This window comes from Streptomyces sp. WM6372 (assembly GCF_001279655.1).
Lineage (GTDB): Bacteria > Actinomycetota > Actinomycetes > Streptomycetales > Streptomycetaceae > Streptomyces.
The window spans coordinates 27,104-52,666 of record NZ_LGDB01000221.1 but is presented as its reverse complement, the minus strand read 5'-3'; the positions used below and the strand labels follow the sequence as shown (position 1 = coordinate 52,666).

Here is a 25,563-nt window from a genome sequence, read left to right as displayed (position 1 = left end):
AGCGGCGGCTGCGCAGGGCCATTTCGAGGTCGAAACGGGTCCGCGGATGGAGCAGGCCGGGGCCGAAAAGCTTCTCAAGCTGCCGCACGCGGTTGGGCACGGCCTGGGGGTCGGGCCGGGGGTTACAGGCCGTTGACGCGGGCCATGCGCCCGACGCCCAGCGGCCGGAAGTCGGTGGTGGCGACGCGCACCTTGCGGCCGACCCGCGAGTTCTGACGGCGCACCTGGGCCATCAAGCGGCGGCTGCGCAGGGCCATTTCGAGCTCGAACCGGGTCCGCGGATCGCGCAGGCCGGGGCCGAAGAGCTTCTCGAGCTGCCGCATGCGGTAGCGCACGGTCTGGGGGTGCACGCTCAGCGCCTTGGCGGCCTCGGGGGCGCCGCCGCCTTCGAGCCAGGCCAGAAGGGTCACTTCGAGCCGTTCGCTCTGCCGCGGGGTCAGGTTGGCCAGCGGCCGCAGCCAGCGTGCGGCCAGCGCGTGGGCCAGGGGCTCGTCCTGGAGCAGCATGAGGGTGGAGAGGTGATCGTCGACGAAGAGGGCCCGTGCCTCCAGGCCGGGGCGGTTGGGGGTGAGGGCCAGCAGTCGCAGGGCCCACCGCAGGGAGGAAGCGGTGTCGCGGGGGGCGACGGGGTGGCCCACGGCGGCGAACCGGCCGCGCAGCAGGGCCTCCAGCGAGGCGCGGGTCTCCGGGTCCGGGCTCGGGACCAGCAGGCAGGGCTGGCCGCCGACCATGCCGGCGAGTCCGTCGTCCAGGACGGCCGCCAACTGCTGGGTCTCGCCCGGGGTGGCGAGGGCGATGGCGCGTATCTCGGCCGGGAGCGGCCAGCCGGCCGCCGCGGCCAGTTCGGAGAGGGCGATTTCAGCCATGGGCATGTCACTGGTAAGGGCGGAGAACAGCTCGCGCCTCGCCCGTTCGGAACGGGTCCCGAGTCCCTCGCGGGGGACGACCGTCAGGGGGGCCAACTGCCCTCGCTGGCGGGGGACCCGGATGCCGGCCGGCGGACCGCGGTGTTCTTCATCCTCTTCCTCCTCCTCTTCTTCCAGGCCTGGGTGGCCGTGCTCGGCCGCGTAGTCCTCCTCTTCCTCATCCTCGTCGGGGTGGGCGTGCTCCGCGGTCTTGTCCCGCTGCTGCGGCGCGGGTTCGCGGTACCCGAGGGCGGTGAGCAGGGCCACTTCGAGCCGCTGTCTGACCACCTCCTCGTCGAGGTCGTCGACGAGGGCGGAGAACCCGGGGAGCTCCTCCCTCAGCTCCTCCACCATCCCAGCGGTCAGCGCGGGGAGTTCCCTGCGCAGGACCCGGGTCCATTCGCCTCGGGGACGAGCCCAGATGCGGTTCAGAAGTTCGCACATTGTTACCTCGTTCATGCCGGGGTACGGCCTGCCCCGTGGGAGGGTGACAAGCCTGTCGAGGCGGCCTTCCTCCCCCCTCTGCGCCAGTGCGGACGGGGGAGTTGAGCACCTCGTACACCCTCCAGGAGAGTGCCATCCACTTGCAGTCCCGCGGCTTTGCCTGAGTTTTGCCGTCGGGGAGGTGTGGTGGCGGACAAGGCGTCACTCCCGTTGCCACCGCACCGTTGGAAGGGAATCTTCCGGGGACGTCTGGTGTGACGATGCCACGCGCGCCAGAACTTGTCACGATTAGATAAATACTGTGGAGGCGTTGCGAAGGTCCACGATGCTTCTGCACTCCGGCCCCCGCTCTCGGTCGGTGGGACCTCATCTCCCGCCCGCCGCGGAGCAGTTCCGTCGACAACCCCGGGCGCCGAGTGCGCGGTGGAGTGCCTCGGGCCTGGGCGTATGGGAGAACCACATGCCCCTGTCCCCAGCCCGTACGCCCCGCTCACACCGGGCCCGCAGCACCAGACGCCACGCCGGCGTGGCCGCTGCCGCGGCCGCCGGCCGGCGGGCCGTCCGGCGGCCGCCCCTGCTGTCCCCTGCCGGAGGCGTGCGCCCAGCCACCCTCGTCATCGGCGCCCTCACGGGCCTGCTCGCCCTGTCCGTGGCGGCCCGGGCGGGCGCCCTGAGCCACTTCTGGGACTTCCTCGACTTCGGGGCGGGCGTCCTCTCGCTCGTCTCGCTCACCTCCGCCGTCCTGTGGGGCCTCGCGGCCACGGACCGTACGGTCCTCACCTCCGGGCACCGGCTGGTCGCCCAGGCGGCCCACCGCGGCCTCGCCGTGGCCGGGCTGGGCTTCCTGCTCCTGCACATCTGGGTCAAGGTCGCCGAGTCGGAGACGGGGGTCGCCTCCGCGTTCCTGCCGTTCACGGACCAGGACCAGCCGGTGCTCATCGGCCTCGGCACCCTGGCCGGATACCTCTTCGTCTCCGTCGCGGTCTCCGGCGCGGTCCGCAGCGCCTTCGCCACCAAGGGCCGCTCCCTGTGGTGGCGGGCGCTGCACATAGGCGCCTACCCGGCGTGGGGCGCGTCCCTGGTGCACGGACTCAAGGCCGGCCGTCCCGCCAGCGCCTGGGTGACCGTGTCGTACGCGCTCTGCCTGCTCGGGGTCGCCGGCGTGCTCGCCATACGGCTCCGGGCGCGGCTGCGCGCCGAGCCCGTACGCCCCGTGGCCGTGTCGGCGGCCACGGCCCAGGGCACGCCGCCCCGGCCCAAGAAGCCGCCGCAGCGGTTCGTCCGGCAGCCCGCGGAATGGGCCGCCGAACGGCTGACGGCGCGGCTGGCCCGGCAGTCGGACCGGCGCTCGGTCGGCCAGCAGCCCGCCCCGGCCGCCGCACCGGCGGGGACCCCCTTCGTCCCCTCGCCCCGGCAGGCCCCGGAGCCCACGACCGAGATCCTCCCGCCGTACGCGGCACCGCAGTACGCGCCGTCGTACGGCACCGATCCGTACGGCAACGACGCGTACGGCGCCGAGGCATACGGCACCGGTGCGTACGACACCGGTTCGTACAACACGGTCGTCATCCCCAGCGGCATCGGGTCCGGGCCGGGAACCGACCGGCCCGGTGGGTCGTTCGACGGGATGCGGGGCCGTCAGTGACCTCGATCGTCGATCCCGCCCTCGGGTGCGTCGGCCAGCCCAGGCTGCTGGCCGGACTCGATGTGCTGCCGCGGCTCGATCGCGCCAACCACGCGGTGGTGCACGGCCCGATCCCGCAGTACACCTCGGGCGATCTCGTGGAGCTCGCCGAGGGCATCGACCTGCGGGGCCGCGGGGGAGCGGGCTTTCCGTTCGCCCGCAAGCTCAAAGCGGTCATCCGCTCCGCCCGGACCAAGGAGGGGCGGACCGCCGTCGTGGTGAACGGCACCGAGGGGGAGCCCAGCTGCCTCAAGGACGCCGCCATGCTGCTGCACTCCCCGCACCTGGTGCTCGACGGAGCCCTGTTGGCGGCCGACGCGATCGGAGCCGAGGAGATCGCCATCGGCGTGACCAGGGACGACGTGGAGCAGTCCCTGCGGGCCGCCGTTGCCGAGCGCGGTGTGGCCGGCAGCCGCCTGCGCGTCGGCAGGCTTCCCGAGCGCTTCGTCAGCGGAGAGGGCACCTCCCTCGTGAACGGCCTCAACGGGGGGGCCGCCGTCCCGAACGGGCAGAAGGTCCGGACCAGCGAGCGGGGCCTGAGCGGACTGCCGACCCTGCTGTCCAACACCGAGACGTACGCCCAACTCGCCATCGCTGCACGGCTCGGCGTGTCGGGCTACCGCTCGGTCGGCCTCGATTCCGAGCCGGGCACCGTCATGTTGACGATCAGCGGTTCGACGGTCGTCGAGGCGCCGCTCGGGACCTCCCTGGCGTACGTCCTGGAGCTGTGCGGCTCGTCCCCGGGCCAGGGCGTCCTGGTCGGCGGGTACCACGGCAAATGGCTGACGCCGGCAGCGGCGCGGACCGCCCTGCTCTCCCGGGAGTCGCTGTCCTCGCTCAAGGCCACGCTGGGGGCGGGTGCGGTCCTGCCGCTGCCCGAGGACACCTGCCCGGCCGGCGAAGTGGCCCGCGTGATGCGCTGGATGGCGGACGAGACCGCCGGCCAGTGCGGCCCGTGCGTCAGGGGCCTGCCCTCGCTCGCCGATGCCGTGGAGGCTCTGGTGGCCGGGGGAGGCCGGCCCGCCCTGGAGGCGGTCGAGGCGCGGATGCGGGGGGTGCTGCGCCGCGGTGCGTGCAGCCATCCCGACGGAACCTCGGCCTTCATGGCCTCCGCGCTCGCCGTCTTCCCCGACGAGATGCGCGACCACGCCCTGGGCAGCGGCTGCGGACGCCGTGTGCTCGGGGCGCTGCCCCTGCCCGAGGACGAGAACCCCGAACGGCTCGTCGTGGACTGGACGCTGTGCAAGGGCCACGGGCTCTGCGTGGACGTACTGCCCGACGTGGTACGGCTGGACCGGGACGGCTATCCGGCCGAGGCCGTCATGTCGGTCCCCGGAAGGCTGCGGCCGATGGCGCTCCGCGCGGTGCGGCGCTGCCCCGCGCTCGCCCTGCGCATTCAGGAATGAGCCCGCGGTAAACGGCTGCCCGCGGCGGGAGTTCAAGGGTTAGCGCGATCTGATAAATTCCCGCTCATTCGAATTCGGTGAACCCGTCAGGCCTTATGAATAAGGCAGTAGACGAACCCCCCGGGTTCAACCCGAAGGAGTGATCGTGAACAAGATGCGTCGTATCTCATCGGTCGGATCGGTAGCCGCGGTTCTGCTGCTGGCGGCAGGTTGCGGAAGCAGCGACAACGGCGCCGCGCGCAACGCGAATTCCGTACAGCCGGCGGGTGCCGGAAAGGCCCTCGGAGGCGCATACGACACGGGCTACGGAGCGGGCGGCTACGGAGCGGGCGCCGCCGGCTCCGGATCGGGCTCGGACGTCGGATCGGGCTCCGATTCCGGCAAGGCCGGGTCGGCGGGGCAGCTGTCCGTACGGGACATCGCGAGCGTGGGCAGCGTGGTCACCGACAGCGCCGGGATGGCCCTCTACCGCTTCGACAAGGACACGCCGCAGCCCCCCAAGTCCAACTGTGAAGGGGACTGCGCCACGACCTGGCCGGCGGTGCCGGCGGAGGACGCCTCGGCCGCCACCGGTATCGACGCGGCCCTCATCGGCTCCGTCGCCCGGGCCGACGGCAGCAAGCAGCTGACCCTCGGCGGCTGGCCCGTGTACCGCTACGCGAAGGACACGAAGGCGGGCGAGGCGAAGGGCGAGGGCGTCGGCGGCACCTGGCACGCACTGGCACCGGACGGCAAGAAGGCGATCGACAAGAAACAGAAGGCGGACGGAAATACCGGAACGGGAACGGAAATGGGGGCGGGAATGGGAGGCATGGACATGAAGTCGGGCGCGGAACTTTCCGTCGCCGACAACGAGAAACTCGGCAAGATCCTGGTGGACGGGCAGTGGCGCACGCTCTACCGATTCGACAAGGACAGTGCCTGGCCCATGAAGTTCGGCTGCCTCGGTGCCTGCCTGGATACGTGGAAGCCCGCCCCGGCCGTCGACAAGGCGAAAGCCGAAGGGATTTCCGGCAAGCTGGTCGGATCGGTCAAGCGGCCCGACGGCAGCGAGCAGCTGACGATCGACTGCTGGCCGGTCTACACCTTCACCGGGGACACCGCACCCGGCCAGGCGAACGGGCACAACAAGCAGGGGCTCTGGTTCGCGGTCACCGCCGAGGGCAAGAAGGTCCCGCCGACGGCGTAGCGCGCGCCGCCGCCCCCGATCCGCCCCGTTCCGCCCGAATCCTGTGAGGCAGTCAGCCATGCCACGTTCACCCCGTCCCGCCGCTCGCGCCGCCGCAGCCGCTGCTGCCGCGCTGCTCGCGACGCTGCTGTGCGGCGGCTGCGCCGCCCGGGTGGCGGCCGGCCCGCAGGCTCCGTCCGACCCGAGTTCGTCCCCCGCCGCGGCCTCGACCGCCCGCCCCGCCCCGCTCCAGGAGATCGCCGCCGCCCTCGGCTGCACGCCCGAGATCACGGTCGACGCGGAGGAGCTCCGGGAAGGGGCGTGCGGGTCGGGCCAGGAGGGCTTCCGGATGGCCACCTTCACCAGCGAGCAGGGCCGGCAGACCTGGCTGACCGAGGCCCAGATGTACGGCGGCACGTACCTGGTCGGCCCCACCTGGGTGATCACGGCGGCCTCCGCCGAGGTCCTGGCCGGTGCCCACACCCGCCTCGGTGGAACGATCGAAACGGTCTCCGGCCACGGCTCCTCCCCCCACGACCCGACGCACGACCCGACGCACGACCCCTCGCACGACCCCGCGCACGACGCCTCTCCCGGCACCTCCCACGCCGGCGGGCACGACTCCCCGAGTCCCGCCACGTCCTGAGGGGGCGTCCGGCCCGGCCCGCAGCTTTAATTGCGGTGCCGGGCCGTCGGCGCGTCCCTACACTCGCTCTCATGCCGCCACGGGACGTGGCGCGCACTTCGTCGACGAGAGGGGAGCCGGGCCGTGTGCCACCGCACCGCCGTGTTCGCCCCCCGGTCCCGGTACGACGTGATCCTGGTGTCTCCGTCTTCCCGATGACGGCTGCGCGGCCGCCATCGGATGTCCGCGACGACTGACACGACCCTTCCCCGGCACGTCTTTGCACGCCCTGATGCGCTCTGATGCGCCCTGGTGCGCACTGCTGCGGGCTGGTACGCCCTGATGTGCCCGGGTACGTCCGTCGTCCGGAAATCGCGCCGCCCTCTTCTCGACGTTCCAGAAAGACCTCGGGCCATGCGCACCCACCTGAACACCTCGACCACCGTCCGCAATCTCGGCATCCTCGCGCACGTCGACGCCGGCAAGACCACCGTCACCGAGCGGATCCTCTATGCCACCGGGGCCACCCACAAACGCGGCGAGGTCCACGACGGCACCACCGTCACCGACTACGACCCCCAGGAGCGCGACCGTGGCATCACCATCTTCGCCGCCGCCGTCAGCTGTACGTGGGACGGCCACCACGTCAACCTGATCGACACTCCGGGACACGTCGACTTCTCCGACGAGGTGGAGCGCTCCCTGCGCGTACTCGACGGAGCGGTCGCGGTGTTCGACGCCGTCGCCGGCGTCGAACCGCAGAGCGAGTCGGTATGGCGACAGGCCGACCGCCACGGCGTGCCGCGCCTCGTGTTCGTCAACAAGATGGACCGCGTCGGCGCCGACCTCGACCGGGCGGTCGCGTCCGTACGGGAGCGGCTCCACGTCGTTCCGCTGGTCGTCCAGCTGCCCATCGGGCAGGAGGACGGGTTCCGCGGGACGGTGGACCTCGTCCGCATGCGGGCGCTGGTCTGGGGCGCCGCGCCGGACTCGTTCGAGGCGGGACCCGTACCCGACGCCCTGTACGAGGAGGCGCGCAGCCGCCGCCGACTGCTGGAGGAGCGGGTCGCGGAACTCCACCCGGCCGCCCTGGAGGAGTACTGCGCCACCTCGGCGCTCTCCGCCGCCACGCTGACCTCGGCGCTGCGCGACCTGACGCGCAGCGGCGAAGGCGTCGTCGTGCTCTGCGGCTCGGCCTACCGCAACCGCGGGATCGAGCCGCTGCTGGACGCCGTCGTGTCGTACCTCCCCTCGCCGGTGGACATGCCGCCCGTACGGGGAACCCACGGCGCGGCGGTGGAGGAACGGCCCGCCGACCCGTCGGCGCCGTTCGCCGCGCTGGCCTTCAAGGTGACCGCGACGGCGACCGGACGGCTCACCTGCCTGCGGGTCTATTCGGGAACGATGAGGAAGGGGGACACCGTGCTGGACGCGGGCACCGGCCGCACCGAGCGGATCGGACGGATCCTGCGCGTCCAGGCCGACCGCCACGCCGAGGCGGACCAGGCCGTGGCCGGGGACATCGTCGCGGTGGTCGGGCTCAAGACCACCCGCGCCGGGTCCACGCTGTGCGCACCGCAGGCACCGCTCGTACTGGAGCCGCCGAAGGCCGCCGCCCCGGTGGTGTCCGTGGCGGTCGAGGCGGGCAGCAGCACCGAGACGGGCCGGCTGTCCGCGGCGCTGGCCCGGCTCGTCGAGGAGGACCCGTCGCTGGTGGTGCGGACGGATCCCGAGACGGGCCAGACGGTCCTGTCGGGCATGGGCGAGCTGCACCTGGAGGTCGCGGTGGAGAAGATCCGCCGCAGCCACGGGCTGCGGATCGGCGTGGGCCGCCCGCGGGTGGCGTACCGGGAGACCGTCGTGCGCGGGGTGTCGGGGCTGGTGTACCGGCACGTCAAGCAGGACGGCGGCGCGGGCCAGTTCGCCCATGTGGTCCTCGACGTCGAGCCGCAGGCACCGGATGCGGAACGGGCCGGCGACGGCGCGTTCGAGTTCCGGTCGGCCGTCGTCGGCGGGCGGGTGCCGCAGGAGTACGCCCGCGCCGTGGAGGCGGGCTGCCGGGACGCGCTCGCCGAGGGTCCCCTCGGAGGGCATCCGGTGACCGGGCTCCGCGTCACCCTGACCGACGGGGCCACGCACTCCAAGGACTCCTCGGAGATGGCGTTCCGGGCCGCGGGCAGGTTCGCGCTGCGCGAGGCCCTGCGCGCCGCCGCGATGGAGCTGCTGGAGCCGGTGGCCGAGATCGTGGTGACCGTGCCCGACGACGCCCTCGGCGGGGTGCTGGGCGACCTGGCCGCCCGGCGCGGACGGGTCTCGGGCTCGGCGGCTCGGGCCGGGACCACGGCGGTCACCGCCACCGTGCCGCTGGCCGAGCTGTTCGGCTACGCGTCCCGGCTGCGCAGCCGCACCCAGGGCCGGGGCACGTTCACCACCCGGCCCGCGGGCTACGCCCCCGTACCGGTGGCGGCGTACCGGCAGGCCATGTCGGGCTAGTGCGCACGCCCGTACCCCGCGGGCTGGTGCGCACGCCCGTACCCCCGGTCGCCCCTGTGGCCGGGGGTACGGGCGCAGCCGTCAGCCCGTGGAGGAGGAGGCGGCGGCGTCCGCCGCCTCCAGGAACCCCTCGGGGAAGGGCTGTTCGGCCCAGATGGTCTTGCCGCGGGCGTGGTAGCGGGTGCCCCACAGCTGGGCGAGCTGCGCCACCATGAACAGCCCGCGCCCTCCCTCGTCGGTCTCCTCCGCGCGCCGTACGTGCGGAGAGGTGCTGCTGCCGTCCGAGACCTCGCAGATCAGCTCCCGGTCGCGGATCATCCGCAGCTGGATCGGCTCGCTGCCGTAGCGGATGGCGTTGGTGACCAGTTCGCTGACCACCAGCTCGGTGGTGAACTCCAGCTCGTCCAGGCCCCAAACGGCCAGCTGCCGCGTCGCGAGCGTACGGGCGCGGGCCACGACCTCGGGCTCGGCCGGCAGCTCCCACGTGACGTGGTGCTCGGCCGGCAACTCGTGCAGTCGCACCATCAGCACCGCCACGTCGTTCTGCGGCAGCACCGGGAGCAGCCGGCCGATCACCGCGTCGCAGGCCTGGTCGAGTCCGTCCGGCGGGGTGAGCGCGACGCCCGAGAGCGCCTCCGGGAGCCGTTCGAGGCCGAGGTCCACGTCCCGGTCGGGCGCCGCGACCAGGCCGTGGCTGTAGAGCACCAGGACGTCCCCGTCGTCCAGCGTCGTCTCGGCGCTCTCGAACGGAGATCCGCCGAGACCGAGGGGAGGCCCGGCCGGCAGGGCCACGACGGCGGCCTCCCCGCCCACCGGCGCGAGTACGGGTGGCGGATGGCCCGCGCACGCCACGGACAGCCGCCGCGTGATCGGGTCGAAGACGGCGTACACGCAGGTCGTCCCGGCCGCGCCGCCGGGGCGCGACCCACTGGCCCCGTCCTGGCCGTGCTCGTCCACGAACCGGTGGATCTGGTCGTCCATGTACGAGAGCAGCTCGTCGGGGGAGAGGTCGAGGTCCGCGAGGGTCCGTACCGCGGTCCGCAGCCGGCCCATGGTCACCGCGGCGTTCAGGCCGTGCCCCTGCGCGTCGCCCACCACCAGCGCCACCCGCGCGCCCGACAGCGGGATCACGTCGTACCAGGCCCCGCCCAGCTCCGCCTGTCCGTGCGCGGGAAGGTAGCGGGTCACCGCCTCCAACGCGCCCAGCACCGGCAGCCGTTGGGGCAGCAGGCTGCGTCGCAGGGCCAGGGCCGCCGTCCGCTCGCGCGTGTAGCGGCTCGCGTTGTCGATGCACACCGCCGCGCGCGCCGCGATCTCCTCGGCCAGCAGGACGTCGTCCGGCTCGAACCCGTGGGCGCGCGAGTGGCGTACGAAGACCGCGGCGCCGAGCACCGCGCCGCGTGCGGACATCGGCACGAGCAGCCAGGAGTGGACTCCGTACGCACGGACCCGCTCGGCCTGCGGCGGGTCGACCGGGGCGAGCTCCGCGATCAGCTCCTCGCCCGTCAGCAGCAGCGGTTCGCCGCTGGCCATGGCCCGGGTGAACAGGGATCCCGGCCCGGTGGTGAAAGGGTCCGGGTCGCCCGTCGCGACCGCCGCCTTCACCGGGCTCCCGGGTACGGAGGACGTCGCCGCGCGCAGCAGGGTCACGGCCTCGCCCACCGGGCCGCCGAGCGGCTCCTCGCCGCCGAAGACCGAGGCGGGCAGGTCGACGTAGGCGTGGTCGGCGAACTCCGGTACCGCCACCTCGACCAGCTCCTGCGCGGTGCGCAGCACGTCCAGCGTGGTGCCGATGCGCGTGCTCGCGTCGTTGACCAGCGCCAACCGCTCGCGCGCCCGGGCCCGTTCGGTCACGTCGGCCACCGTGTGCGCGAGGGCGATCAGCTCGCCGGAGCTGCTGCGCAGCGGGAGGATGGTCTCGGACCACACGTGCTGCCGGTCGGGATCGCCGCGCAGCAGCCCGCGTACCTCGGTCTGCACCAAGGCCTCACCGGTCTCCAGGACATGGCGCTGGCGCGCTTCGAGCGCCGCCATGTCCAGCAGGTCGGGCGGTGCCACCTCGGACATCGTGCGCCCGACGAACTCCTCGTTCGCGAAACCCGCGCCGCGCCGCAGCGCGTCGTTCTGCGCGATGAAGCGCAGCTGGGTGTCGAACACGTCGATGAGGAAAGGGGACTCGGTGAACAGCCCCCTGATCAGGGCCTCGCTGAGCTCGCGCCGCTGCGTGGCGTCGGTATCGGTCGCCTGGATCAGCCACTGCCGCTCCCCGGCCGTCGACGTCATGGGCCGCGCGTGGAGCGCCACCTCGACCCCGCGCCCGCTCCGGTGCCGCAGCACCGCGTGCCCGAGCTCGGAGCGGGCGAGCAGCAGATCGGCCCCGCGCCACCCGTGCACCTCCCGGGCGGTGTACCCGAGCAGCTGTTCCGCCCCCGGCCCCCAGCCGATGACCACGCCGCGCGCGTCGAGCAGGGCGTACGTCTCGTCGCCCGGTTCCGCAACCACGCCGGAGGCATCGTGGAACGCCGGGTCGTGCATCACTGCGCCCCACTTCCCGATCCGCGGAACGGCTCTCTGCGTACTGCTTCCGATTATCGCTCTGCGTCACCGCTTGTGCAGCCTGGGTCGAGCCCCGCCGGTGCCCCTCTCCATTCCGCTCCCCGAGCCGGGCCGGACTGGTCGCGGGGCCCGCGGCTGCGTCGGCCGCCCCCGCCCTCAGCCCGAGACGGCCTCGGCCCAGCCACGGTTGACGGTCTCCCTCGCCTTCGCCGTCTGCGCCTCCGTCGGAAACGTCGGGGTGCCCTCGACCGTCGGCAGTTTCTCCGCGGCGGCCTTGTCGAGGGTGCCGTCCTTCCTCATCGCGTCCATGAGGACGGGGCGCGCGTAGGCGCCGAGCCGGAGGTTCTGGCCCTCCGGGCTGAAGACGTACTCCTGCCACAGACGTGCCGCCGCCGGGTGCGGGGCGTCCTTGTTCACCCCGTTGGCGTAGTACTCGGCGAAGCTGCCGTCGAAGGGGATGGCGGTCCGCCAGTCGACGTCCGCGCGCTTCTCGCGGAATTCGTCGGCGTATCCGAGGTTGAGGAAGTCCCAGTCGATGCTGATCGGGGTCTGGCCCTTCGCGATCGTGGCCGGAGTGGATTCGACCGGGATGAAGTTTCCGTTTTTGCTGAGCTCGGCGAAGAAGTCGATACCGGGCTGGATGTCGTCGAAGGAACCCCCGTTCGCCAGGGCCGCCGCATACACTCCGGCGAAGGCGGAGCCGGACTTGGTGGGGTCGCCGTTGAGCGCGACCTGGCCCTTGTACTCGGGCTTGCGCAGGTCGGCGAAGGTCGCGGGGCAGGTCTTGACGCGCTTGGCGTCACAGCCGATCGAGACGTAGCCCCCGTAGTTGTTGTACCAGCGGGCCCGCGGGTCCTTCTGTTCCTCGGGGATCTGGTCGTACGCGGCGACCTCGTACGGCGCGAGCAGGCCCTGCCGGGCCGCGGACTGCGCGAACGAGCCCCCCACGTCGATCACGTCGGGGGCGCGGCCTCCACCCCTGTGCTCTTTCAGGGCGTTGACCTCGTCCTGGCTGGTGCCCTCCGGATTCTCCGACGTGACCTTGATCCCGTACTTCTTCTCGAAGCCGTCGATCAACGCGCCGTAGTTGGCCCAGTCCCTCGGGAGCGCGATCGTGTTGAGCGTGCCCTCCTTCTTGGCCGCTGCGGTCAGTGCCGCCATGCCGCCGGCGTCCACCGCGGAGGTGGCCACCGCGGGTGCCCTCGGCGGGGCGGGGGGCTCGTCGCCGCAGCCACCGAGGGGCGCCGCCGCGAGGGCCAGGCAGGCGGCGACGGAGACTGTCCGGACACGAGGTGCGGGCACGAAGGCTCCATAACGGGCGGTCGCGTACTGATTCGAGGCCAGCGTACGTTCGGCGGCCTCGGCGGCGCGGTCACGGACGGTGGTGTCCGCCGTCTTCCCTTCGGCTGCCGCACCGGCGCGCTCTCAGACCCCCTCGTCGTCCCACCCGGCCAGGAGGGCCTCTCCCAGATCCATGCCGGGAGGGGCGGCCCCACCGTGAAGGGCCTGCTCACTCCAGATGATCTTGCCGCGGACGGTGTAGCGGGTGCCCCAGCGCTCGGCGAACTGCGCGACGAGGAACAGGCCGCGGCCGCCCTCGTCCGTGGCCTCGGCCCGGCGCAGGTGCGGGGAGGTGCTGGACCCGTCGGAGACCTCGCAGACCAGGCTCCGGTCGTACAGCAGCCTCACCCGGATGGGCTCGGTGCCGTAGCGGATGGCGTTGGTGATCAGCTCGCTGAGGATGAGTTCCGTGGTGAAGGCGATGTCCTCCAGGCCCCAGTCCGCCAGCCGGCGGGCGCAGGCGTTGCGCACCGGGGACACCGCCGCCGGGTCGCGGGGCACGTCCCACTCGGCGATGCGCGCGGGATCCAGTCGGCGGGTACGGGCCACCAGCAGCGCGACATCGTCGCTGGGCCGGGCGGGCAGCATCGCGTTGATCACCACCGTGCAGGTTTCCTCGGGGGTGCGGGCGGGCCCCGCCAGGGCGGCGCGCAGCGCTGCGAGGCCCGCGTCCGGATCGCGGTCGCGGCTCTCGATCAGCCCGTCGGTGAAGAGTGCCAGCCGGGAGCCTTCGGGCAGGACGACCGTCATGGTCTCCATCGGCAGACCCGCGCCCAGGCCCAGCGGCGGGGAGACCGGCACCTCGGGGAAGGACACGGCCCCGTCGGGACCGACCAGAGCCGGACCCGGATGCCCAGCGGTGGCGGCGGTCACTTGCCCCGAGACGGGATCGTAGATGGCGCACAGGCAGGTGGCTCCGGTGATCCCCTGCCACTCCTGCTCGTCGGTGTCGATGTGGGCGACCAGCTCGTCCAGGTGGCTCAGGAGTTCGTCCGGGGGCAGGTCGAGGGTGGAGAAGTTGTACACGGCGGTGCGCAGGCGGCCCATGGTGGCGGCGGCGTGCAGACCGTGGCCGACGACGTCGCCGACGACCAGCGCCACCCGCGTGCCGGGCAGCGGGATGACGTCGAACCAGTCACCGCCCACCCCGGCCTGCGCGGCCAGATAGCGGTGCGCGACCTCGACGGCGGACTGCTCCGGTACGCCCCGGGGCAGCAGGCTGCGCTGCAGGGTGACGGCCATGGTGTGCTCGCGGGTGTAGCGGCGGGCGTTGTCGACGGACAGTGCCGCCCGGGCGGTCAGCTCCTCGGCGAAGGACACGTCCTCCTCGTCGAACGGCAGGGAGTCCTGCCCCCGCCAGTAACCGGCCATGCCCAGCACCACGCCACGGGCCCGCAGGGGCACCACGATCAGGGAGTGGATGCCGCGGTCCAGGATCTGCAGGGCGTTGGCCTGGTCCTGGGACCGCCAGCGGTGGGTGGTGCGCAGGTCCGCCTCCAGGACCGCATGGCCGCCGGCCAGCCCGGCGGCCATGGGGCCGGTGGGAGCGAACCGGATCAGCTCGCCGACGGGGGAGAGCGGGTGGTCGCCCTGAAGGCCGGCGACGGCGGTGCGGCGCATCTCGGTGATCGCTTCGGGCGGCTCCTCGCCGCGCAGCACCGGTTCCAGCAGATCGACCGTGACCACGTCGGCGAACCGCGGGACCGCCACCTCCGCCAGTTCCTCCGCGGTGCGCTCCACGTTCAGCGTCGTTCCGACCTGCACCCCCGCGTCGTAGAGCAGCTTCAGCCGCTCGCGGGCCACCTCGGCCCTGCCGGTGAGCGCCCGCAGCTCGGTGGTGTCCCGCAGCGTGACGACGGTGCCGGCCTGCCCGTAGGGGGCGGTGGGCCGGATGTTCACCGCCAGCAGCCGGTCGGCCGCCATGTGCAGCTCGTCCGTCGCGGAACGGCCCGATGCGATCGGCTCGGCGATCGCCTCCTCCAGACCCAGGTCCGTGACGGGGCGCCCTTCCGCGTCCTCGGGCAGGTCCAGCAGCCGGCGCGCCTCGTCATTGGCGAGCAGCAGCCGCCCGCCGCCGCCGACGATCAGTACGCCCTCCCGCACCGCGTGCAGCACCGCGTCGTGGTGCTCGTACATCCTCGTCATCTCCTCCGGTCCCAGGCCGTGGGTCCGGCGCAGCAGCCGCCGGCTCACCAGAGCCGTCCCGCCCGCGCTCAGGGCGAGCACCGCGGCCGCGCTGCCGAGGACGACCGGCAGCTGCCGGTTCACCATCCCCTGGACGTTCTGGACCGTGACCGGGGAGGAGACGACGGCGATGACGCGGCCGTCGTGGTCCTTGACGGGGACCACGGAGACCACGGACCGCCCCAGGGACCCTTCGAAGGTCTCGGTGAAGGACTTGCCGGCCGCCGCCCCGGCGAAGGGGCCGACGACGCGTTTCCCGATCTGTCGCGGGTCGCTGTGGGCGACGGTGGTCCCGTCGAGCGTGTACACGTTGATGCCGTCGACCCCGGCGATCTTCCGGGCCGCCTCGGCGCTCGGCTGCAGCACCGCGCTCGGATGGGGGCTGCGCAGGGCCGCGACGATCCCCGGAGATTCCGCGAACGTTCCGGCGGCGGCGAGCGTACGGTGCCGCGCGTCCAGCACGGCGTTGCTCCGGGCCTGCACCACGAGGGCCACCACCGCGGCGGCCACGAGAAGCACCACGACGGCCAGCTGCAGGAGGAACACCTCCCCGGCCACGCTGCGCGCGCTCAGCAGGGAGGACAGACGCTGCGGCCGCGCCGTTGCCGCGGGGGGCTGGACCTGCTCCTGATGGTGTCCCGAGCGGGGACGCCGAGGGGGAGGGGGAGAGCTCGTGGTAGAGCGGAGCAGCCTACGCCGGAAGAGTCCCAGGAGGTTGCCCATAGTCCATTCTCTAACCTCTGCGGGCCATCGGCAGCGGGGGCGACGGTCGCCGAGCGGCAGCGGTCCGGAGGCCGGCCGTAGGCGAGCGCCGCCGTGCGCCGGCGCCCTTCAGCCATCCGGCACACACACCGCTCCAGGTCGCTCACGGCGAGTGGTCACCGACCGCGGCGGCTTTGCGAGCCGGCGCTTGGCGGCGAGAGCGGATGGCGGCGAGAGCGGATGGCGGGCTCGCGCAGGCGGACTGACGATCATTGGTTGATCATGGCCGACTTTGGGATCGAATTTGAGCCAAGTTGACCCAGAAGGATCGTTTCATTCCTCGCAAACCGGCCTCGATCGCAGGCCGAGCGCTGCCACGCGGGGTTGCGGATTGGCCGGGGCGGGCGCACGTTTTGGAGCACCAAAGGGTGGGAACGGTTCGGCGTCCGTCCCCGTGGCAGCAGTGGATCGTCTGCCCACGGGCCGTCTCGGAGGGAGAAGTCATGCCCCAGGAACCGACATTCGCGATCCCCGTCCGGTCCCCGATCGAGGGGCGTGAACCGGACGCGCCGGAGACCCGCCACGGGATGACCCCGAGCTCGTGACGGGGCGTCACCGGTTCGTATCGCTGCGGCGCCGGGACTCCGGCGGTCTGCTCGTCGTGCTCGCACGGCCTCCGCACGTTCACTTCCTCGCCCCCTGCACGCGGGTTCTGCCGGCCGCCCCCGCAACTGCCCAGGGCACGCCGGGGCGACACGTGACACCGAAGCGCGCCGAAAGGGAAGCAGGGATCTCATGACAGTGCAGGCCATCGAGCTGCCCATACTGCGGATGCCGTATCCGGTGCGGGTGAATCCGCACCTCCCGGCCCTGCGCGAGGAGGCCGAGAAGTGGGCGCGGGAGATGGGCATGCTGGACGGCGGCGAAGCACCGTCGGCTCGCCGGGCGATCTGGACCTCGTCCCAGTTCCACGCCATGGCCGTTGATCAGCTGACCGCCTGGGCTCTTCCCGACGCCTCACTCACCGACCTCCGGCTCAATCACCGGTTCAACCTCTGGGCTCTGGCCTGGGACGACCACTTCGCCTCCGCCTTCAAGCGGACGGGCGACCTCACCGGCGCAAAAGCCTTCACCGCCCGCCTCCACGCCTTCCTGCCGCCGGCGCCCGGCGCCCGGTTGCCGGAGCCGACCAATGCCGTGGAAAGAGGCATGGCCGACCTCCAGCAACGGCTGTTCCCGCCGCGCATGGCGCACTGGCAGCAGGGGCTCAACCGCGCCCTGGCGCGGTACATCGACGCGGGAGTACAGGAACTGGCCAACAGCCGCGCCGGCCGTGTCCCGGACCTCATCGAGTACGCCCAGTTCCGCCGTGAAAGCTTTGCCGCGTATACCGCCCCGTACTCCGTCGAACTCTCCACCGGCGCACGGATCCCCGAGCAGATCCGGCAGAGCCGAGCCTTCTGCGCATTGCTCGACGCCTTCATGGACTACATGGGAATGGCGAACGACATTGCTTCCTATCAGCGGGAGATCCATGACGAACACGACGTCAACAACCTCGTCGTAGTCCTCCAGACATCCCTGCGCATCACCGTCCAGGAGGCGATGCACGCGGCCGCCGATCTGGTGACCGCCCGACTGCGCCACTTCGAGCACCTCACGCGGAGCGAACTGCCCCCGGTCGTCCGACGAGCCGGGTTGAACCACCGCGAACGGATCGAGCTGGAGACGTGGCTCCGGGGAGCTCGCACTTTCCTGTCCGGCCTCCACGCGTGGTACACCGGGGCGCCCCGCTACGCTCCCGCAGACGGTCCGTTCCCGGGACAACGGACTTCCACCGCCGCCGTGCCCGCCGACGGGCGGTGCGTCCCGGCGTCATGAGACGCGACGTCGACGCGGTCGCGCCCGACGGTACGCGCACGCGGCCGGTGCCCACCCCGCTGTGAGGAGGCTGCCGACCCGTGCCGGCCGGCAGCCTCCTCGGCTGTGGTGCTCGGCTCTGATGTGAGCCGCGAGGCCTACCGCCCCCGCAGAAACCGCCTCAGCCGCGCTCGCCAGGTGGTGCGGGGTTCGGCAGGTCGCGACAACTCCGGCGCGAACAGCGGCCATTGGGGGGCCTCCTGCATACCGGTGCTCGGCGGGGGCGCGGCCGGCAGCGGAGGCAGCACGTCGTGGGCTTCCGGACTGCGGGACGCGAACTTCACCGGCAGCGCCGTCAGATGCCGCGACCAGGTGGAGGAGCGCCAGGTGAGCTCTTCCTCGGGCACGGCCAGGCCGATGTCGGGAAGCCGGGTGAGCAGGATGTCGATGCCGGTGTCGGCGATGACGCGGCCGATGTCCTGGCCGGGGCACTCGTGCGCGCCGGCGCTGAAGGACAGGTGCGCGCGGTTGTGGTGCACGCGGGTCGAGGGGTCCTGGCGGACCGCCTGATCGACGTTCCCGGCAGCCAGGCCCAGCAGGAGCATGTCTCCCGCCTTGATCTCCTGCCCTCCGAGGGAGGTGTCACCGGTGGCCCAGCGGCCGGGGCACACCATCAGCGGGGGCTCGTCCCAGAGCACTTGCTCCACCGCTTCCGGCAAGGTCATCTGTCCGCCGGCCAACGACCCGCGGAACCGCGGGTCGGTGACCACCATGCGCAGCACGTTGGACATGAGGTTGGCGGTCGTCTCATAGCCCGCGAGCAGGATGAGACGCAGGTGGTGTTGCACCTCCTCGTCCGTGAGGCCGGCCGGGTGGGCCATCAGTACGGATGCGATGTCCTGACCGGGCCGGGCGCGCTTGGCTGCGACCAGCTGCTCGAGGGTCTCCAGCACGTAGGCGTTGCTCGCGAGCGACGTTTCGGTGCCCTTGAAGAGGTCCCGGGCGGCGTGCACGAGCTTGGGACCGTACTCGTCCGGCATCCCGAGCAGGTGGGTGAGAACGAGCATGGGCAGGTGCTCGGTGAACTCACCGACCAGCTCCGCGTTGCCCGTTTCGCAGAAATCATCGACCAGCTGGTGCGCGAAGCGGGTGATGCGGCGGCGGATTCCGCGTTGGTCGAACTGGTCCAGGCCGGCGGTGACCGCGCCGCGCAGGCGCTGGTGCTCTTCGCCGTCCGCACATACGCAGTCGGGCCGCCAGCCGATCATCGGCACCAGCGGCGAGGTGGTGGCGTCGATCTCGCCGCTCTTCCAGCCGTGCCAGGTGCGGGGGTCGCGGGAGAACTGGGTGGAGCGGCTGGCCACATCACGGTTCTCGAGGTACCCCAGGACGAGCCAGGCCCGTACGTCCCCGTCGAGCAGGACGGGGGCCACCGGGCCGTGGACGGCACGCAACTTTTCGTACAGGCCCATGGGGTCGGTCTCGGCAGCGGGGCCCCAGAGCCGGGTCACCGCGTCGGGTCCCGTGGCGGTGTGGGCCGGGCACCCCGGGGGCGCGGTGAGCCCCGGTTCCGTGGCGGTGCGGTCAGCGGGTGGGAGGGTCATACGGACTCCTGAGCGGCGGCGAGGGTGCACAGGTAGCCCATCAGCGAGAGCAGCGCGTCGCGGCTTGACGCCCGGTCGCGTGCGTCACAGGTGATGATGGGCACCGATTCGTTGAGCGCCAGAGCAGTGCGCAGGGCAGGTATCGGGTGCTGCGGCGCCTCGGGGAAGCTGTTGACGGCCACGACGAAGGGGACGCGGCGGTCTTCCAGACGGGTGATGATCTCGAAACAGACTTCGATCCTCCGGGTGTCGACGAGGACCACGGCACCGAGCGCGCCTTCGAAGATGCCGTTCCAGAGGAACCAGAAGCGCTCCTGTCCCGGCGTGCCGAAGAGATAGAGGATCAGCTCCTTGTTGATGCTGATGCGGCCGAAGTCCAGCGCAACGGTCGTGGTGTTCTTGCCTTCCGCGCCGGGATTGTGGTCGATCCCGACGCCGGCCTGAGTCATGGTCTCTTCGGTGGTCAGGGGCGGGATCTCGCTCACCGCCCCGACCATGGTCGTCTTGCCCACCCCGAAGCCGCCGACAATCACGACCTTGACCCCCCGGGCGCCGTGCGGCAGCAGCACGTCCGAGCGGCGGGGGCCGGTGGCGGGTGCGTCAGAGCCTGCGTAGTCCATGGATCACCGCCTCCAGAAGGCCGAGTTCGGGGACCGCCGCGACAGGAACGGGGGCAGTGGCCTCAACGCGCTCGTGGTCCACGAGCTTGGAGAGCAGCACCGTGATGACGCTGAACGGCAGGCTGAGGTACGCGGAAATCTCGGCCACCGACAGCGGGTATTGGCACATGGCGAGAATGGCCGCCTGCTCGGGCTGCATTCCGGGCTCGGGTGCGGACCTCGATACGATGAGGGTGACCAGGTTGAAGCCTTTGGCCGAGGAACCCGGGCCACCGGAGATGACGTAGAGCGGCACGGGATTGCCTTCATCCCATGCGTTTTGGTTCTGTGACGTCACATCGCCTGCCCGATGTCGTCACGAGGTGGGCTGGTCATGTGCTGACCGATCCGGAACACCAGCGTGCGCATGCGGTCGCCCAGCAATCCTGCGTCCACCTCCGCATCTGCCAGCACCGAGAGATAGGCCCCGGGTCCGGCCGCCATGAGGGAGAAGTAGCCGCCGTCGACTTCGATCCCGACCATGTGGGTCGAGCCGTCTCCGTGCGGGAACTTCTGGGCGATGGCCTTCGCCAGGCTTTGGATGCCCGAGCAGGCGGCGGCGATCGCGTCGGCGGTGTCGGGCTCCGTGTTCGCTTGACCGATGCACAGACCGTCCGACGACAGTACGACCACGTGTCGCACGTACGGGACGCTGGCTGCAAGCTCCTTGAGCATCCAGTCCATGTTGGGCAGTGGCGGCACGGTTACTCACCCTCGTCTGATGGCTCGCTGGCTGGGATGGAACGGCCCGTGACCGGTCTCTTCTCGCCGCTGAACGCCTCCCACATCAGCCCCGGCTGCCGGGGTCCGCCGGCCGTTCCCGGGGTGGCGACCGGAGCGGCGGGGGGTTGGGGGGCCGTGCGGACGACCGGTGTCGGGACGGGCGACTCACGTCGTCGCTGCGGCAGTCCGCTGACGGCCTGTTCGCCCGGTACGGCCTGTACGGCGTGGACGGAGTCTGCTGCGGCAACGCGCGTCATCGTCGGGTTCGGCACGGTCGGTGCGCCCGTGGGCCTCGGCGTGAACTGTTGGACGTTCCGGGCGGGCGGCTGAACCGTGGTGATCAGGTGCCGCGGAACGAGCACGACGGCCCGCACTCCTCCGTACGCGGAGGTGCGCAAGTCGACGTCGAGGCCGTTCTCGCGGGCCAGCCTGCTGACGACGGGCAGGCCGAGCTGCGTCGCTTCGCCCAAGTCGCCCAGGCCGATGCCGGATGATGCCCGGGCCATGACGCGGTCGATGCGCTGGCGGACCTCTTCGGTGAGCCCGACCCCACGGTCCTCGATCTCGATCGCGATACCGGAGGGCACCTCGTGCGCGGTCACCTCGACCGGGGCGTGCGGCGGCGAGAAGGTCGTGGCGTTGTCGAGCAACTCGGCGAGCAGGTGGATCAGCGGCTCGGCTCCCTGGCCGATCACGGCCACCTCCGTCACCGACTGCAGCTTCACGCGGGGATAGTCCACGATGCGTGACATGGCCCCTCGCACGACGTCGTAGAGGGGGATCGCCTTCGACCACTGGCGCCCGGGCCGGGCGTCACCCAGGACCGCGATGCTGGCCGCAAGGCGCCCGATCAGGGCATTGCGATGGTCGATGTCCTGCAGGCCGTGGGAGACCACTACATCCGTACCGTGCAGGATCTGCATGTCGCGCAGATCCTTTGCGAGTTGATGCACGATCGCCTGGACCCGCCGAGCGATCGCCACCAGTGCCCGCCGCGACGAGTCCCGGGTGCGTTCCTCGGCATCCACGGCTTCCAGGAGCGTCCGCAGAGCTGCCCGGAGCGCTTCGGCGAACTCGCTGTCGAGGTGCTCCCCGAACGGGACGGACTGCAGGATCTCCGAAGCGGCCTCGCCCTTCTGCAGGCGGGCGACGGCTGCGGGGAGGAGCTCTTCGGCGAGCCATACGGTGGTGGCCCGCTGATCGGACAAGCGCGCGAACAGAGCGGTCTCGCGTTGCGCGTAGTACCGCTGTACCTCGGCATTCGCCCGCGCGTAGCGGGCCGCTTCCGCCGAGCGCGCCCGGCGCGCCGTCTCAGCCGAAGTGATGGCCGTCAGGACGACCGCGACGAGGCCGCACCAGGCAACTGGCGTGCGTATCTGCGCGGAAACACAGATCAGCGCCACGACGCAGGCCCCAGCCAGGACACCAGTGGGGATTAGCCATGCCGGAGCCACTGCATGCGGCAGCGCTCTAGGGGTTGAACCTGTACGAACCATCGAAGGGTCCCTAAAAGGTCTGGAATTGGTCGTTTTGGCGTGATGCGGTGCGCCGACAAGAACGGTCGGGATTTCGCTCGGCCGAGCAAGGACGTTCCGATGAGTGCGCCCGTCGGGCCGGTTCGAGATCGCATCGGTCTCACGCCTCTCTGTGCCCGGGCTCCGTCTGCGCGCAGTGCGACGTGCGACTCGCAGTGAGCAGCGCAACACGCGGGGCGAGCATAGTCAGTTCGGGTAAGCCAGATGGCCTTGACCGGTACGGAAATCTCCATTGATCAATCTGGGCCCGTAGTTGATCGATCGTCGCCATGACGCGCGCTGAAAATGCATGGGATCGACCGCATCCATCGGCTCGCCGCGCGCCGACGATCAAGGCGGCGAGGGAGGAGGGCGTCTCGGACCCGCGCGCCGGAGGGGCCGGCGCCCGGTCGGCTCGGGCCCTGAAAAACCAGGGGAGAGCTGACCGAACGTGCGAACGGTTGTAGGCTGCGGCGACCGCCCTTGACCTGCGTGAAGCGGGCAGGGAGCAGATATTTCGGGAGCTTCTTCATGTTTCGTACCATGTTCAAGTCCAAGATCCATCGGGCCACGGTCACCCAGGCCGACCTGCACTACGTCGGGTCCGTGACCGTCGACGCCGATCTGCTCGACGCGGCGGACCTGCTGCCCGGGGAGCTCGTCCACATCGTGGACATCACCAACGGGGCGCGACTGGAGACGTACGTCATCGAGGGCGAGCGCGGTTCCGGGGTCATCGGGATCAACGGCGCCGCCGCGCACCTCGTGCACCCCGGGGACCTCGTCATCCTCATCAGCTACGCACAGGTCGAGGACGCCGAGGCCAGGGTGCTGAAGCCGCGCGTCGTGCACGTCGACGCGGACAATCGCATCATCGAACTGGGTGCGGATCCGTCCGCCCCGGTGCCGGGAACGGACCAGGAGCGCAGCCCCCACGCGGTGGCTGTCTGAGGGGAGTCGGGGACCATGTCGCAGACCGGGGCCATCGCGTTCAAGGACGACCGCACGGCAGGACGGCTGCTGGCCGTCGAGGACGGTGAGGTGGTCGGCCTCATCGCGTACTTCGTGCTCGACGCGGCGCCCCACGCCCTCGTGGCGGTGCACACCATCGTCGAGCCGGGGCACGAGGGGCGGGGCATCGCCGGGGACCTGGTGAAGGCCTTCTACGCGATCGCCGCCGCCGAGGGGGTGCCCGTGGTCCCGCTGTGCCCGTACGCGGCCAGCTGGGCCGGCCGCCACCCCGACCAGGCGCCCGAGGCGCCGGCCGAGGTCGTCGCGGCGGCGAAGGCACAGCTCGACGCGAGCCCCGACCTGTGGTGACGCCCCTGACCCTGCTGCACACGTCGCCGGTCCACGTGCCGGTCTTCGACGCCCTGCGGGACCGGGACCATCCCGGCGCCGTACTGCGCCACCTCGTGGTGCCGGAGGTGCTGGACCGAGCCCGTACGGAGGGCCCGGACGCGGTGGCTCCGGCCCTGCGGGCCCTGCTGGCGGGTTCCGGCGGGCCGGTGCTGGTGACCTGCTCGACCATCGGCGCGGTCGCGGAGTCCCTGGAGCCGGAGCTCGGCGTCCCGGTCCTCCGCGTCGACCGCCCGATGGCCGCGGAGGCCGTCCGGACCGGCCCGCGCGTCGCGGTGCTGGCCACCGTGGAGTCGACGCTGGTCCCGACGGCCGCCCTGCTGGAGGAGGAGGCCGGGCGGGCCGGCCGCCCCGTCTCGATCACCACGCACCTGATCGCGGAGGCCTGGTCCCGCTTCGAGGCCGGCGACACCGCCGGCTACCTCACCCTGGTGGCCCAGGCGGCCGACGCGGTCGCCGGCGCGGACGTCCTGGTGCTGGCTCAGGCCTCGATGGCGGACGCGTCATCCCTGACCACGACCGCCACCCCGATCCTCGCCAGCCCCGCCCCCGGCCTCACCGCGGCCCTGCACGCCGCCCGTTGATCCGTCGGCTGCGTGCGCGCTTCGGCGGGCGTACGAGGGCAGATCCGGGGAAGGTGGGGCTCATGGTGCGAAACGTAGAGATGACCGAGCCGCCCCTGCCCGGGCCGCAGCCCGTGCCGCCCACACCCGGGCCGAATCCCTTCCCGGATCCCGAGCCGATCCCGCAGCCCGTGCCGCCCGTGCCGGCGCCGGTGCCCGAGCCCGACCCGATCCCGCCCCCGCCCGGGCCCGCGCCGATCCCGCAGCCCGGGCCGCTGAGCAGGGGCCCGGGCCGCTGAGCAGGGGGCCGGCGGCTCAGGCCGTACGGACCTCGGAGCGGTCGCCGCTCCAGAGGGTGTGGAACGAGCCCTCGCGGTCGGTGCGCCGGTAGGTGTGCGCCCCGAAGAAGTCCCGCTGGCCCTGGGTGAGGGCCGCCGGGAGCCGCTCCGCCCGCAGCGCGTCGTAGTACGCGAGGGAGGCGGCGAAGGCGGGCACCGGGATGCCGTGTGACACGGCAGCCACCAGGACGGCACGCCAGTCCTCCTGGGCCGCGCCGATCTCCTGGGCGAAGCCCGGGTCCGCCAGCAGGCTCGGCAGGTCCGGCTGCGCGTCGTACGCCGTACGGATCCGGTCCAGGAACGCCGCCCGGATGATGCAGCCGCCGCGCCACAGCGAGGACACCGCGCCCAGGTCCACGCCCCAGCCGTACTCCTCGCTGCCCGCCTGGATCTGGTGGAAGCCCTGCGTGTACGAGACGATCTTCGAGGCGTACAGGGCCTGCTCCACCTGGGCGGCGAAGGCGTCGGCCGCCTCCGCCGACAGCGGCGAGGCCGCCGGGCCCGCGAGTCCTCGGGCGGCCGTACGCAGGTCCGCGTGGCCCGAAACCGCACGGGCGAAGACCGCCTCCGCGATCCCCGATACCGGAACGCCCAGGTCCAGCGCGATCTGCACGGTCCAGCGGCCGGTGCCCTTCTGCTCCGCCGCGTCCGCCACGACGTCGACGAACGGACGCCCCGTCTCGGCGTCCGTGTGGGCGAGCACCTCCGCCGTGATCTCGATCAGGTACGAGTCCAGCCGGCCCCGGTTCCACTCCCGGAAGGTCTCCGCGATCCGCGCGGGGGAGTAGCCGGCGACCTCGCGCAGCAGGTGGTAGGCCTCGGCGATGAGCTGCATGTCGGCGTACTCGATGCCGTTGTGCACCATCTTGACGAAGTGTCCGGCGCCGTCGGGACCGACGTGCGAGACGCACGGCGTACCGTCCTTGGCCTTCGCCGAGATCTTCTCCAGCATCGGACCGAGCGACGCGTACGACTCGGCGGAGCCGCCCGGCATGATGCTCGGGCCGAGGAGCGCGCCCTCCTCGCCGCCCGAGATGCCCGCGCCTACGAAGTGGATGCCCTGCTCGCGCAGCTCCTTCTCGCGCCGCCGGGTGTCCTCGAAGTGGGCGTTGCCGCCGTCGATGATGACGTCGCCCGGCTCCAGCAGCGGGGCGAACTCGTGGATCACGGCGTCGGTCGGCTCACCGGCCTTCACCATGATGATCAGACGGCGCGGCCGCTCCAGCGCGTCCACGAACTCCTTCGCGGACTCGGCGGCGACGAAGGTCCCCTCGTGCCCGAACTCCTCCACCAGGGCCGTGGTCTTCGCGGCCGTGCGGTTGTGGACCGCGACCGTGTAGCCGTTGCGGGCGAAGTTCCGGGCGAGGTTGCTCCCCATCACCGCGAGCCCGGTGACGCCGATCTGGGCGGTGCTGCTCATGCATGCGCTCCTGAG

General features: G+C 72.0%; 20 protein-coding genes. 10 read left to right on the top strand and 10 right to left on the bottom strand.

From position 1 onward, the window contains the following. Positions 1-122 precede the first annotated feature (122 nt). Positions 123-1,349 (bottom strand): PucR family transcriptional regulator, encoded by a 1,227-nt coding sequence (locus ADK52_RS31610; RefSeq protein WP_053693288.1) that lies wholly within the window; start codon positions 1,347-1,349, stop codon positions 123-125. A gap of 595 nt (positions 1,350-1,944) precedes the next feature. Here ADK52_RS31610 and ADK52_RS44090 point away from each other — a divergent pair. From ADK52_RS44090 to fusA, 5 genes are all read left to right on the top strand, one after another. Further along, on the top strand, positions 1,945-2,994 hold the full coding sequence (locus ADK52_RS44090; RefSeq protein ID WP_063783987.1) for a hypothetical protein: 1,050 nt from the start codon (positions 1,945-1,947) through the stop codon (positions 2,992-2,994). Beyond that, positions 2,991-4,439: an NADH-quinone oxidoreductase subunit NuoF family protein gene (locus tag ADK52_RS31600; RefSeq protein ID WP_053693287.1), complete on the top strand. Its 1,449-nt coding sequence runs from the start codon at positions 2,991-2,993 to the stop codon at positions 4,437-4,439. The genes ADK52_RS44090 and ADK52_RS31600 overlap by 4 nt, the downstream gene beginning before the upstream one ends. A gap of 154 nt (positions 4,440-4,593) precedes the next feature. Continuing rightward, positions 4,594-5,628, top strand: coding sequence for an SCO0930 family lipoprotein (locus tag ADK52_RS31595; protein WP_053693294.1), 1,035 nt, complete (start codon positions 4,594-4,596; stop codon positions 5,626-5,628). A gap of 58 nt (positions 5,629-5,686) precedes the next feature. Further along, positions 5,687-6,253, top strand: a complete 567-nt coding sequence (locus ADK52_RS31590; RefSeq protein WP_159046080.1) for a hypothetical protein — start codon at positions 5,687-5,689, stop codon at positions 6,251-6,253. A gap of 393 nt (positions 6,254-6,646) precedes the next feature. Beyond that, complete coding sequence (fusA, locus tag ADK52_RS31585) at positions 6,647-8,725, top strand: elongation factor G (RefSeq protein ID WP_053693285.1); 2,079 nt, start codon at positions 6,647-6,649, stop codon at positions 8,723-8,725. 81 nt (positions 8,726-8,806) lie between these two features. Here fusA and ADK52_RS31580 read toward each other — a convergent pair whose 3' ends face one another. The 3 genes from ADK52_RS31580 to ADK52_RS31570 all read right to left on the bottom strand — a co-directional run bounded on the left by ADK52_RS31580 (position 8,807) and on the right by ADK52_RS31570 (position 15,529). Further along, complete coding sequence (locus ADK52_RS31580; RefSeq protein ID WP_159046079.1) at positions 8,807-11,227, bottom strand: SpoIIE family protein phosphatase; 2,421 nt, start codon at positions 11,225-11,227, stop codon at positions 8,807-8,809. A gap of 210 nt (positions 11,228-11,437) precedes the next feature. Next, positions 11,438-12,583 (bottom strand): ABC transporter substrate-binding protein, encoded by a 1,146-nt coding sequence (locus ADK52_RS31575; protein WP_053693283.1) that lies wholly within the window; start codon positions 12,581-12,583, stop codon positions 11,438-11,440. 123 nt (positions 12,584-12,706) lie between these two features. Next, complete coding sequence (locus tag ADK52_RS31570) at positions 12,707-15,529, bottom strand: SpoIIE family protein phosphatase (protein ID WP_420714963.1); 2,823 nt, start codon at positions 15,527-15,529, stop codon at positions 12,707-12,709. Positions 15,530-16,303: 774 nt separating this feature from the next. On the opposite strand from ADK52_RS31570, the gene ADK52_RS31565 reads away from it, so the two are divergent. Further along, entirely contained in the window at positions 16,304-17,389 is a 1,086-nt protein-coding gene (locus tag ADK52_RS31565) for a terpene synthase family protein (protein ID WP_107090224.1), read from the top strand. 137 nt (positions 17,390-17,526) lie between these two features. On the opposite strand, the gene ADK52_RS31560 is transcribed toward ADK52_RS31565, so the two are convergent. Genes ADK52_RS31560 through ADK52_RS31540 form a run of 5 tightly spaced genes read right to left on the bottom strand, consistent with a single transcriptional unit; the run spans position 17,527 to position 21,757 of the window. Then, positions 17,527-18,972 (bottom strand): cytochrome P450, encoded by a 1,446-nt coding sequence (locus tag ADK52_RS31560; RefSeq protein WP_078988745.1) that lies wholly within the window; start codon positions 18,970-18,972, stop codon positions 17,527-17,529. After that, entirely contained in the window at positions 18,969-19,592 is a 624-nt protein-coding gene (locus tag ADK52_RS31555; protein WP_053693281.1) for a GTP-binding protein, read from the bottom strand. The genes ADK52_RS31560 and ADK52_RS31555 overlap by 4 nt, the downstream gene beginning before the upstream one ends. Further along, complete coding sequence (locus tag ADK52_RS31550; RefSeq protein ID WP_234344329.1) at positions 19,573-19,887, bottom strand: DUF742 domain-containing protein; 315 nt, start codon at positions 19,885-19,887, stop codon at positions 19,573-19,575. The genes ADK52_RS31555 and ADK52_RS31550 overlap by 20 nt, the downstream gene beginning before the upstream one ends. 38 nt (positions 19,888-19,925) lie before the next feature. After that, on the bottom strand, positions 19,926-20,315 hold the full coding sequence (locus tag ADK52_RS31545) for a roadblock/LC7 domain-containing protein (protein ID WP_053693292.1): 390 nt from the start codon (positions 20,313-20,315) through the stop codon (positions 19,926-19,928). Between the two features lie 20 nt (positions 20,316-20,335). Next, positions 20,336-21,757 carry an ATP-binding protein gene (locus ADK52_RS31540; RefSeq protein ID WP_053693279.1) on the bottom strand — a complete coding sequence of 474 codons (1,422 nt, stop codon included), beginning with the start codon at positions 21,755-21,757 and terminating at the stop codon, positions 20,336-20,338. Between the two features lie 642 nt (positions 21,758-22,399). On the opposite strand from ADK52_RS31540, the gene panD reads away from it, so the two are divergent. The 4 genes from panD to ADK52_RS40705 all read left to right on the top strand — a co-directional run bounded on the left by panD (position 22,400) and on the right by ADK52_RS40705 (position 24,089). Beyond that, positions 22,400-22,819: an aspartate 1-decarboxylase gene (gene panD / locus ADK52_RS31535; RefSeq protein WP_053693278.1), complete on the top strand. Its 420-nt coding sequence runs from the start codon at positions 22,400-22,402 to the stop codon at positions 22,817-22,819. 15 nt (positions 22,820-22,834) lie between these two features. Further along, positions 22,835-23,188, top strand: coding sequence for a GNAT family N-acetyltransferase (locus ADK52_RS31530; RefSeq protein WP_053693277.1), 354 nt, complete (start codon positions 22,835-22,837; stop codon positions 23,186-23,188). Continuing rightward, a complete protein-coding gene (locus ADK52_RS31525) occupies positions 23,182-23,811 on the top strand; it encodes an aspartate/glutamate racemase family protein (protein ID WP_053693276.1) in 630 nt (209 codons plus the stop codon). The genes ADK52_RS31530 and ADK52_RS31525 overlap by 7 nt, the downstream gene beginning before the upstream one ends. A gap of 62 nt (positions 23,812-23,873) precedes the next feature. Then, the gene (locus ADK52_RS40705; protein WP_078988744.1) at positions 23,874-24,089 is read left to right on the top strand and encodes a hypothetical protein; all 216 of its coding nucleotides are present in this window, start codon (positions 23,874-23,876) and stop codon (positions 24,087-24,089) included. 16 nt (positions 24,090-24,105) lie between these two features. On the opposite strand, the gene gndA is transcribed toward ADK52_RS40705, so the two are convergent. Further along, positions 24,106-25,548 carry an NADP-dependent phosphogluconate dehydrogenase gene (gene gndA, locus ADK52_RS31520; RefSeq protein ID WP_053693275.1) on the bottom strand — a complete coding sequence of 481 codons (1,443 nt, stop codon included), beginning with the start codon at positions 25,546-25,548 and terminating at the stop codon, positions 24,106-24,108. Positions 25,549-25,563: the final 15 nt, after the last annotated feature.

Coding starts and splice junctions, on each gene's coding strand:
- ADK52_RS31610 (WP_053693288.1), bottom strand. CDS start 1,349: ATGTGCGAACTTCTGAACCGCATCTGGGCTCGTCCCCGAGGCGAATGG.
- ADK52_RS31595 (WP_053693294.1), top strand. CDS start 4,594: ATGCGTCGTATCTCATCGGTCGGATCGGTAGCCGCGGTTCTGCTGCTG.
- ADK52_RS31590 (WP_159046080.1), top strand. CDS start 5,687: ATGCCACGTTCACCCCGTCCCGCCGCTCGCGCCGCCGCAGCCGCTGCT.
- fusA (WP_053693285.1), top strand. CDS start 6,647: ATGCGCACCCACCTGAACACCTCGACCACCGTCCGCAATCTCGGCATC.
- ADK52_RS31570 (WP_420714963.1), bottom strand. CDS start 15,529: ATGGGCAACCTCCTGGGACTCTTCCGGCGTAGGCTGCTCCGCTCTACC.
- ADK52_RS31565 (WP_107090224.1), top strand. CDS start 16,304: ATGACAGTGCAGGCCATCGAGCTGCCCATACTGCGGATGCCGTATCCG.
- ADK52_RS31560 (WP_078988745.1), bottom strand. CDS start 18,972: ATGACCCTCCCACCCGCTGACCGCACCGCCACGGAACCGGGGCTCACC.
- ADK52_RS31555 (WP_053693281.1), bottom strand. CDS start 19,592: ATGGACTACGCAGGCTCTGACGCACCCGCCACCGGCCCCCGCCGCTCG.
- ADK52_RS31545 (WP_053693292.1), bottom strand. CDS start 20,315: ATGGACTGGATGCTCAAGGAGCTTGCAGCCAGCGTCCCGTACGTGCGA.
- panD (WP_053693278.1), top strand. CDS start 22,400: ATGTTTCGTACCATGTTCAAGTCCAAGATCCATCGGGCCACGGTCACC.
- ADK52_RS31530 (WP_053693277.1), top strand. CDS start 22,835: ATGTCGCAGACCGGGGCCATCGCGTTCAAGGACGACCGCACGGCAGGA.
- ADK52_RS40705 (WP_078988744.1), top strand. CDS start 23,874: ATGGTGCGAAACGTAGAGATGACCGAGCCGCCCCTGCCCGGGCCGCAG.
- gndA (WP_053693275.1), bottom strand. CDS start 25,548: ATGAGCAGCACCGCCCAGATCGGCGTCACCGGGCTCGCGGTGATGGGG.